This is a genomic window from Synechococcus sp. R6-5 (assembly GCF_047461775.1).
In the GTDB taxonomy this organism is placed as follows: Bacteria; Cyanobacteriota; Cyanobacteriia; order Thermostichales; family Thermostichaceae; genus Thermostichus.
In genome coordinates, this window is sequence record NZ_JANSHV010000233.1 from 1 (window position 1) to 7,433 (window position 7,433).

Below are 7,433 nucleotides of genomic sequence, written 5' to 3' on the forward strand. Positions count from 1 at the left end.
CAGTGTTCAGCGTAAATGTATCAGCATGTCTGCCAACTGTCGGTAAAAGGTCTCGTCCACCTCAGCCTCGGTTATGCCTACGGCACCCTAGCGGGAACGGTCAGGGACTCAATGATCAAGAAAGCCCCTCTAGGATGGCCTGATGGAAGGCAACCCGGAAAGCCTGGAACCCGTTCTCCCGCCGACCGTGGTAGACGGCGTTGGTGAGCAGCGTCACCACCAGCTCCCGCTCTGGATCGATCCACAGGGAGGTTCCGGTGAAGCCGGTGTGGCCGAAGGCGCTGGGGCTGAACGGGTAGCTGCTGGCCAAGGGATCCGGAGAGCGCAAGGCAAACCCCAAACCCCGGCGCTCGTGACAGCGGTGGGCATCCCCTTGCTGAGGCAACTGCTCGCGGGTCATTTCCCTCACCGTCTGCGGCTGCAACAGGGATCCCGTCAAAAAACTCTCTCCGAAAGCGGCTACTTCCTCTGCCGTGGCGAATAGTCCGGCATGGCCGGCGGTCCCGCCCAGGCGGGCGGCATTTTCGTCGTGAACCTGCCCCTGCAGGCGGCGCTTTCGCCAAGGACACAGCTCGGTGGGGGCACAAGAGCCAGAGACAGAGGATGGGTCAAAGGGATCCCCTGGATAAAACTGAGTTTGGCTCAGGCCCAGAGGCTGCAAGATCCGGGCGTACAAGATCTGATCCAGACGGGTTCCGCTCAGACGTTCCAAAGCCAGCCCCAGCAGGATCAATCCAAGATCGCTGTAGACTGTGCGGGATCCTGGTCTGTAGGCAAAAAAGGTGTGCAAAGCCATGTGCCGGGCCGATTCGGCATCGGGCTGTCGAAACAGGGGCCGCCAGGCGGGCAAACCGGCGGTGTGGGCCAGCAACTGTCGCACCGTCACCTGTTCTGTTGCAACAAGCTGGCCTAAGGATTCCGGTTCCACAGCAATCCATTTCCCCGGCTGCAGAGGATCTTCATAGGGGGCAATGGGGCGGGATCCCTGAAACTCCGGCAACAGGAGACTCACCGGTTGATCCAACAGCAACGCTCCGGCTTCCACCAGGGCCATGCAGGCGGTGGCGGTGTAGAGCTTGGTCAGCGAGGCCAGGTCAAAACGGGTGGCCGAGGTTGTTGGTTGGCGCCGGGTCTCAGGGTCGAGATAACCTGCCGCCCTTGAGTAAATACACCTTCCCTTGTGGCGGATGGCCACTTGGGCAGCGGGGAAAAGGTGCGGAATGGCAGAGTTGAGCAGCCCCTCCAGCAAGGCTGGATCCCAACCCATCTGCTTCTCCTCCTGGCTTGGGGATCCCCAGTCCAACAAACAACTTGTAACGGTGTTTACAAAAGCCTACCGCTTCCCCAGCTAGGATGCCACCACGGCAGGCTACATCATCAAGGGATCCCGAGTGCGGCTGGAGTTGTTGCAAGCTTTTTTGAACGTGGTGGAAACAGGTAGCTTTTTGGCCGCTGCTCGCCTCAGCGGTCTGACCCAATCGGCTATTAGCCGCCAGATCCAGGCCCTGGAGGAAGCGGTGGGGGCTCCGCTGTTGCATCGCAAAAGCCCGGTGGCTCTAACCGTAGCTGGGGAACGGCTTTTGCCCCATGCCCGTCGCATCTGTCAAGAATGGCAGCGGGCTCAGGAAAGCATTCGAGAATGGCTGCAGGGCCAGCAAACTGAGCTCTGCATTGCTGGGATCCATTCTCTGATCGCCCATCAACTGCCGCCGGTGCTGCAACAGTTTTGCCGGGAGTACCCAGAGGTGCAGTTGCGGGTTACCGCTCTGGGCAGCGACCGCGCCTTAAAGGTGCTCAGGGATGGGCTGGTGGATGTGGCCCTGGTGATGGAGAATCCCCTGATGACGCGGGGGGCAGAGCTGGTGGTGGAGCCACTGTACTCCGAGCCGATTCAAGTATTGATGCCCGCCAACCATCCCCTCAGCCGCTACGAGCAGATCCCCTGGAAGGTGCTGGCGGAGTATCCCCAGGCCGTGTTCAAGGATGGCTATGCTATGCGCTCCTTGGTGGGATCCCATCTGGCCCGACAGGGGCTTCCCCTGAAAGCAGCCCTGGAACTGAACACCTTGGATGCCTTTCGGGGGGTGGTGCGACAGGGGCAGTTGATTGCCCTCCTGCCGGAGTCGGCCCTGGTGGACTGCTGCGCCGATCCGGATTTGCAGGTGCGACCCACCGAGCCCCCCCTATTGAGGCGACAGGTGGTTATGGTCACCACCAGCGATCGCTATCGGATCCCTCCCATTCGCCGGTTTTTGCAGTTGGCCGCCCAGCTTATCAGGCAGTCTGAGGTTGAGCCTGCTTCCGGTACAGATCCCCATTTCCCTCAGCCCTCTGCCGGGCTGTTGTCAGTTCTGTAGGGATTTTTTGTAGAAATTTCTGTAAGTTGTCAAATACCTGTATCGGTAGTTGCAAGTGTTCCGCCCTTATCTCCCCCTATCCTGAGTAGCCCAGCGCTCCCGACCGCCGATGCTATGAGCCAAGAGTTTCGCGAGCTGTTGAAAAAAATCGGCAGCGGCACCCACACCCACCAGGATCTCAGCCGGGCAGAGGCCGCCAGCGCTGCTCGAATGCTCCTGCGGGGGGAGGCCACTCCCGCCCAGATCGGGGCTTTTTTAATTGCCCACCGCATCAAGCGCCCCACTGCCGAGGAGCTGGCCGGTATGTTGGATGCCTATGCAGAGTACGGCCCTCTTCTGCCCCGGCAGGATCTGCCTCATCCCTTGATCATCTTTGGCCATCCCTACGATGGCCGCTCGCGGACGGCACCGCTGGGGGTGCTGGTGGCTTTGCTGCTAGCAGCGGCAGGGTCAGCCGTTTTGCTGCATGGCTCTGGCTTCTGTCCCACCAAGTATGGGCTGCCCTTGGAAGCGGTGTGGCGGAGCTTGGGGGTGGATTGGCGAGGGCTATCCCTGGAGCGGGTGGGGCAACTGCTGGAACAAACCGGGCTGGGATTTTTGTATTTGCCCACCTGTTTTCCCCAGGCTCAGGCTCTGATGGACTACCGGGATCAAATCGGCAAGCGCCCCCCCTTGGCCACCTTGGAACTGGTCTGGACGCCCTACCAAGGCCCCTTTCACCTGGTGGCCGGCTATGTGCATCCTCCCACCGAGGCCACGATGCTGGAGCTGTTTGCCCTGCGGGAGATTCGGCAATTCACCACCGTCAAAGGTCTGGAAGGCAGTTGCGACCTGCCACGGGAGCGAGCGGCCATTCTCAACCAGGGCGGCAAACGGCTGCTCTTGAAGGCCAGAGATTGCCACTTGGCAGGCCCGGAGATTCCCTTCTCCGGAGAGAAAGAGCTGCTCCGGCAGATGCAGCAGGTGCTCAGCGGGGATCCCTGTGAACTCACCCCAGCCGTTCTCTGGAATGGGGGCAGCTATCTGTGGCTCCTCGGCCACGCCCCATCCTTGCCAGAAGGGATCCAACAGGCGGAAGACCTACTTCGCTCCGGACGGGTGATGGAGAAGCTGAAACAACTGATCCAGGTGATTGACCTCTCCTAGGACTGGCATCCCCTGTTTCGATGACTAGAGTCAAGCTCTCCAGCCCAGGGAAAAAAGCCCCCCGGCCAGCTCCAGGGGGCGAGAAGCCGAAGGTTGGATCCTTTAGGGCAACAGCTCCTCGATGGCCTCCTCCTTGGTGTTGGTGCGGCGGGAGAGGGTGCGGCGGTCGAAAGTCATGTGGATCTCCCGGTTTTGCTCGCCATCGGCAGCCACGGCGAAGATGGGGAAGTCGATGTTGCCGTCTGGGAAGGCCATGTGGAAGCGGAAGGTGCCATCGGGGTTGAGCTGGATCTTGCGCCCGCCAATGGTAACGGTGGCATCCGGCTCTGTGGCCCCATAGACAATCAGCTCGGCATCGGCCACCAGCCAGAACTTGCGAGAGCGCTGAGGCAGCACTTCGGAAGCCCCCGAGAACAGGCCCAGGCCGGATCCTGAAGCCATCCAGGGAGCAGCGGGCACCTCCGCCATGGCCATCCCCATCATGCCCACACCCGAGGGGATGATAAACGAGCTGATGGCCTGCTCGGGCACCAATTGGCGGCTGCCCATCTGGTGGCTGCCAAACAGGGATCCCGCCACCCGCATCGCCTCAAAGCCACCCACCATTTCCAGGAAGGGATCGACCGTGGCACCCTGCTGCGGCTCATCGCCCTTGTAGGCCACCACACCCATGCCGGTGGCACTGCGCTTGTAAGGCTCGCTGAGCTGGTAGAGGGTGCGGCCCTGCAGGGCCATATCGAAGGGCACCGTCAGGAAATGCTCTTCAAACCAGTCGGAGGGAAAGACTGGCGGCACCATCACCGCCGCCGAGCGGGCCAACATCAGCCAGCGGCCATCTGCCGTCCGGTAGCCAATTTCCACAATGTAGGAACGATCGCTCACCGGAATCGGCAGGTACCACTCCCGCGCCAACTCATCACAGGGGTACTCCTGCATGCTGTGGGCCGGCTGGTAGCTGAAATCGATATCCGTCACATCGTAGAGGCGCAGCGCCAATTGCTGACCCCCCTCGCGGCGCTTGCTTTCTTTAGCCTCGTTGGGCACATCCCAATAGGCGTAGGCCCACTGGGGATCCCGCGGCAGCAAAACGATGCGGCTTTCCCCATAGCCCTCCGGCAGATCCCCCAGCCCTTTGTCCACATCGGCCAGATCCGTCTTGCTGGCAACCTCTTGACCCCTAAACTTCGTTTGGGTGACCGATTCTTGCCCCTTGGGCTCCGGCATGGCATCGACAGGGCGGCCAGCTTTGACTTGGGCCTCTCGAATGGCCTCAATCAGCTGGTCTTTGGTCATGCGGCTGTACTTGGGGATCTGATAGCGGGCAGCTTCTTCCCGCAACTGCCGGATGGTCATTTCTTCCAACGGGATCCGCTCTTGTGGCATGGTCGGGGTCTCCTGTCTTCGACAAATCGGGCTTCGTGCAATGCTCCAGCTTTTGTCCTATGGGCCGATCCCAGCTTGTGGTTCTGAGGACAACCTTGAACCTGCTGATGTATCGGCTTGCCTCGGGCTCTCCAGCCGCTGATGACCACAGGTGGGGATCAACGGGGATCATCAAGAATGATGAACCCATGTTTGCGTATTTTTGCCTGTCGGTCAAGACCCTGGGGATCGCTGGGGATCAATCTCTTGTTCTCCGACCCACCTTTAGGGAGAGGCCAGGAGCCCCAGCTGCTCTCAAGCCAAGGGGAAGACTGCGCGGGATCCCCTGCCGAACCGGCCCTGCCTGGGTAGCATGGGGGAAAGGTGAGCTGTTGCGAGATGGGCCGCAGGTTTTGAGGCCAAGAGGTGTGGGCATGAGGTGGTGGAAGTATAGGATTCAAGGCATACGGATCCAAGTGAGCTGGGCAGCACTGGGGATCCTGCTGGCGGGGCCGGTCTTGCCGGTGGAAGCTGTGGATGCCCAAACGCTGTTTCCTCCCCTTTACCGCTTGCAAGGGGGATCCCCTACCCTGCCCGCTTCTGAAGCAACGCCCTGGCGTCCAGTAACCCAGGATTCTGTTCCGCTCCCACAAACAGATCAAGCCGATCCAAAAGTCCAGCCGGCCCAACCCGGCCATGGAGAAGTGGCAGAAGGCCCGGTTTTCGATCTGGATCTGTTGCGGCAGTTCGGCACCAGCCCTGGCGGCAGTGGCTCTGGATCCCGGCAGGGGGAAGTGATCGGGCCGGGCAGCGGCCAGAGTGGGGTGCGCGGAGCCAGTCCTGGCTCAGGGGTGGGCACAGGCCAAGGGCCAGGGGGCGGAACGGGTCTGGAGGCGGGATCCCAGCGGCGGGAACCGCAAGTGACAGGGTTGATTGTGGATGCACGAGGCTTGGATTTCTTGCCTAGCCAGTCAATGCGCTTGTTTGATCCCGATGGCAATCAAGTCTATACCCCCGTTACTCTTGGCCAAGACCTCAACGCGGCCTTTGTGGGCAGCGAGGGCACAGCTGCCTATGCCACCTCGGAAGAGCAGGCCCGCTCACTGGTGAACCGCATCGGGGAACGGCCTCACCGCATTCGTGCCATCCGCACCCTGGGCTACGACCTGGTGATTTCCGCCGAAGATGCTTTTAGTCTGCGCCAGATGAATGCGACAGATGGCTTCCTGGATCGCTTTGCTGTGGTGGTCATCTGGGATGGCAGCCAAGCCAGTCTCCCCTGAGGCCCAGGGATCCCAACATGGCCATCCAAGTGCAGGACAGAGGAATGCTAGCCTAGCAAAAGTGCTCTGTCTGCACCACCCGCACCACCTCCAGCGGGGTTGATATCTTCCTGGGGATCCCAGCCTTATGCAACGGTTTGCCAACCAACCTCTGCGGGAACATCCCCACCTGGCGGTGTTTTCCTCCAGCAAGGTGGGCAATTTTGTGGTTACCATCCCGCTGTTGCGGGGCCTCAAGGAAAAATACCCCGGCTGTGTGCTGGATTTTTTTGGCAGCGAGATTACCCGCGACTTTGAGCTCCACTGCCCCTACATCGACTTCAGCTTTCCTCTCTACAGCCGTCGTCCCGATTACCTCGAGGCCCTGACCGCTGCTGTGCGAGAACGGGTGACCCAGGCCGGCCCCTACGACTTGGCCATCAATTGCGACGAGTTTAGCGAGCTCAACCTGGTGGCGGTAACGGCCCTGCGCCCCCAGTACATTGCCGGGGCCGGCTTGACTCTGGATTTTCGCCGCAAGTTGGATCCCGGCTCCGACCCGGTGCAGCGCATGCTCCAAGACGACGACTGGAACAGCCTGGAGTTTTTGCAGCGCTACAAAGATATCCTCACCAGCAACTACATCGCCGAAATCTTCTGTCGCCTGGCGTACGTGGAGACGGATTTTTTCCGTCTGGAGCTACCCAGCCGGGATCCCGATTTTCCGGTGCCAGAGGTTTTGGTGCACATCACCACTACCCGCCGCGCCAAGATGTGGCCCCTGGAGTACTGGCGGCAGGTGATCCAGTGGTGCCAAGGCCAGGGCCTGCAGGTGGGGCTAATCGGCAGCGCGCCGGAGCTGCAGCGATCCCTCTACCACGGCGGCAGCAGCGAAGACGAACTGCTGGCGCAAACGGGAATGGTTGACCTGCGGGGCAAAACCAGCCTCATGGAGCTGGCGGGGGCCCTGAAGCGGGCGCGGGTGTGTATCTCCGTGGATGCGGGGCCGATGCACATCGCGGCGGCAGTGGGCTGTCCCACCATTGCCCTGTTTGGCAACGATGCCGATGGGGATGGGGCCAGCCCGGTGCGACTGTGGGCTCCTCGTCTGCCCCACGTCTATCTCACCCAAACCGCCTACAAGTGCCGGGTCTGCGCAGAGAACAAGTTCAAAAACGAAACCTGCCTGGTGGAGGGTCATCCCTGTATGGCCCATCTCAAGCCGGAAACGGTCATCGGCTACTTGAAAGAGATTCTCAAGCAAACCTAGAGGTTCCACGCCCTCACCCCCAGCCCCTCTCCCAAA

6 protein-coding genes are annotated in these 7,433 nt (G+C 61.0%); 4 read left to right on the plus strand and 2 right to left on the minus strand.

All coding sequences use genetic code 11. The features are described 5' to 3' along the window. Positions 1-115: 115 nt before the first annotated feature. Positions 116-1,267, minus strand: coding sequence for a serine hydrolase domain-containing protein (locus tag NW818_RS11745; protein ID WP_414424653.1), 1,152 nt, complete (start codon positions 1,265-1,267; stop codon positions 116-118). Between the two features lie 124 nt (positions 1,268-1,391). On the opposite strand from NW818_RS11745, the gene NW818_RS11750 reads away from it, so the two are divergent. Further along, a complete protein-coding gene (locus NW818_RS11750; RefSeq protein WP_414424654.1) occupies positions 1,392-2,357 on the plus strand; it encodes a LysR family transcriptional regulator in 966 nt (321 codons plus the stop codon). A gap of 114 nt (positions 2,358-2,471) precedes the next feature. After that, positions 2,472-3,503, plus strand: a complete 1,032-nt coding sequence (locus NW818_RS11755) for an anthranilate phosphoribosyltransferase family protein (protein ID WP_414407087.1) — start codon at positions 2,472-2,474, stop codon at positions 3,501-3,503. Between the two features lie 102 nt (positions 3,504-3,605). On the opposite strand, the gene NW818_RS11760 is transcribed toward NW818_RS11755, so the two are convergent. Next, positions 3,606-4,886 (minus strand): DUF4912 domain-containing protein, encoded by a 1,281-nt coding sequence (locus tag NW818_RS11760; protein WP_414424655.1) that lies wholly within the window; start codon positions 4,884-4,886, stop codon positions 3,606-3,608. 455 nt (positions 4,887-5,341) lie between these two features. Here NW818_RS11760 and NW818_RS11765 point away from each other — a divergent pair, with 455 nt between their 5' ends. Then, complete coding sequence (locus NW818_RS11765; RefSeq protein ID WP_148202674.1) at positions 5,342-6,148, plus strand: hypothetical protein; 807 nt, start codon at positions 5,342-5,344, stop codon at positions 6,146-6,148. Positions 6,149-6,275: 127 nt separating this feature from the next. Next, positions 6,276-7,397: a glycosyltransferase family 9 protein gene (locus NW818_RS11770; protein WP_414424656.1), complete on the plus strand. Its 1,122-nt coding sequence runs from the start codon at positions 6,276-6,278 to the stop codon at positions 7,395-7,397. The last annotated feature ends 36 nt before the right edge of the window (positions 7,398-7,433 follow it).

Excerpts from the sequence above, each read along its gene's own strand:
- NW818_RS11745 (WP_414424653.1), bottom strand. The coding sequence starts at position 1,267 with ATGGGTTGGGATCCAGCCTTGCTGGAGGGGCTGCTCAACTCTGCCATT.
- NW818_RS11755 (WP_414407087.1), top strand. The coding sequence starts at position 2,472 with ATGAGCCAAGAGTTTCGCGAGCTGTTGAAAAAAATCGGCAGCGGCACC.
- NW818_RS11760 (WP_414424655.1), bottom strand. The coding sequence starts at position 4,886 with ATGCCACAAGAGCGGATCCCGTTGGAAGAAATGACCATCCGGCAGTTG.
- NW818_RS11770 (WP_414424656.1), top strand. The coding sequence starts at position 6,276 with ATGCAACGGTTTGCCAACCAACCTCTGCGGGAACATCCCCACCTGGCG.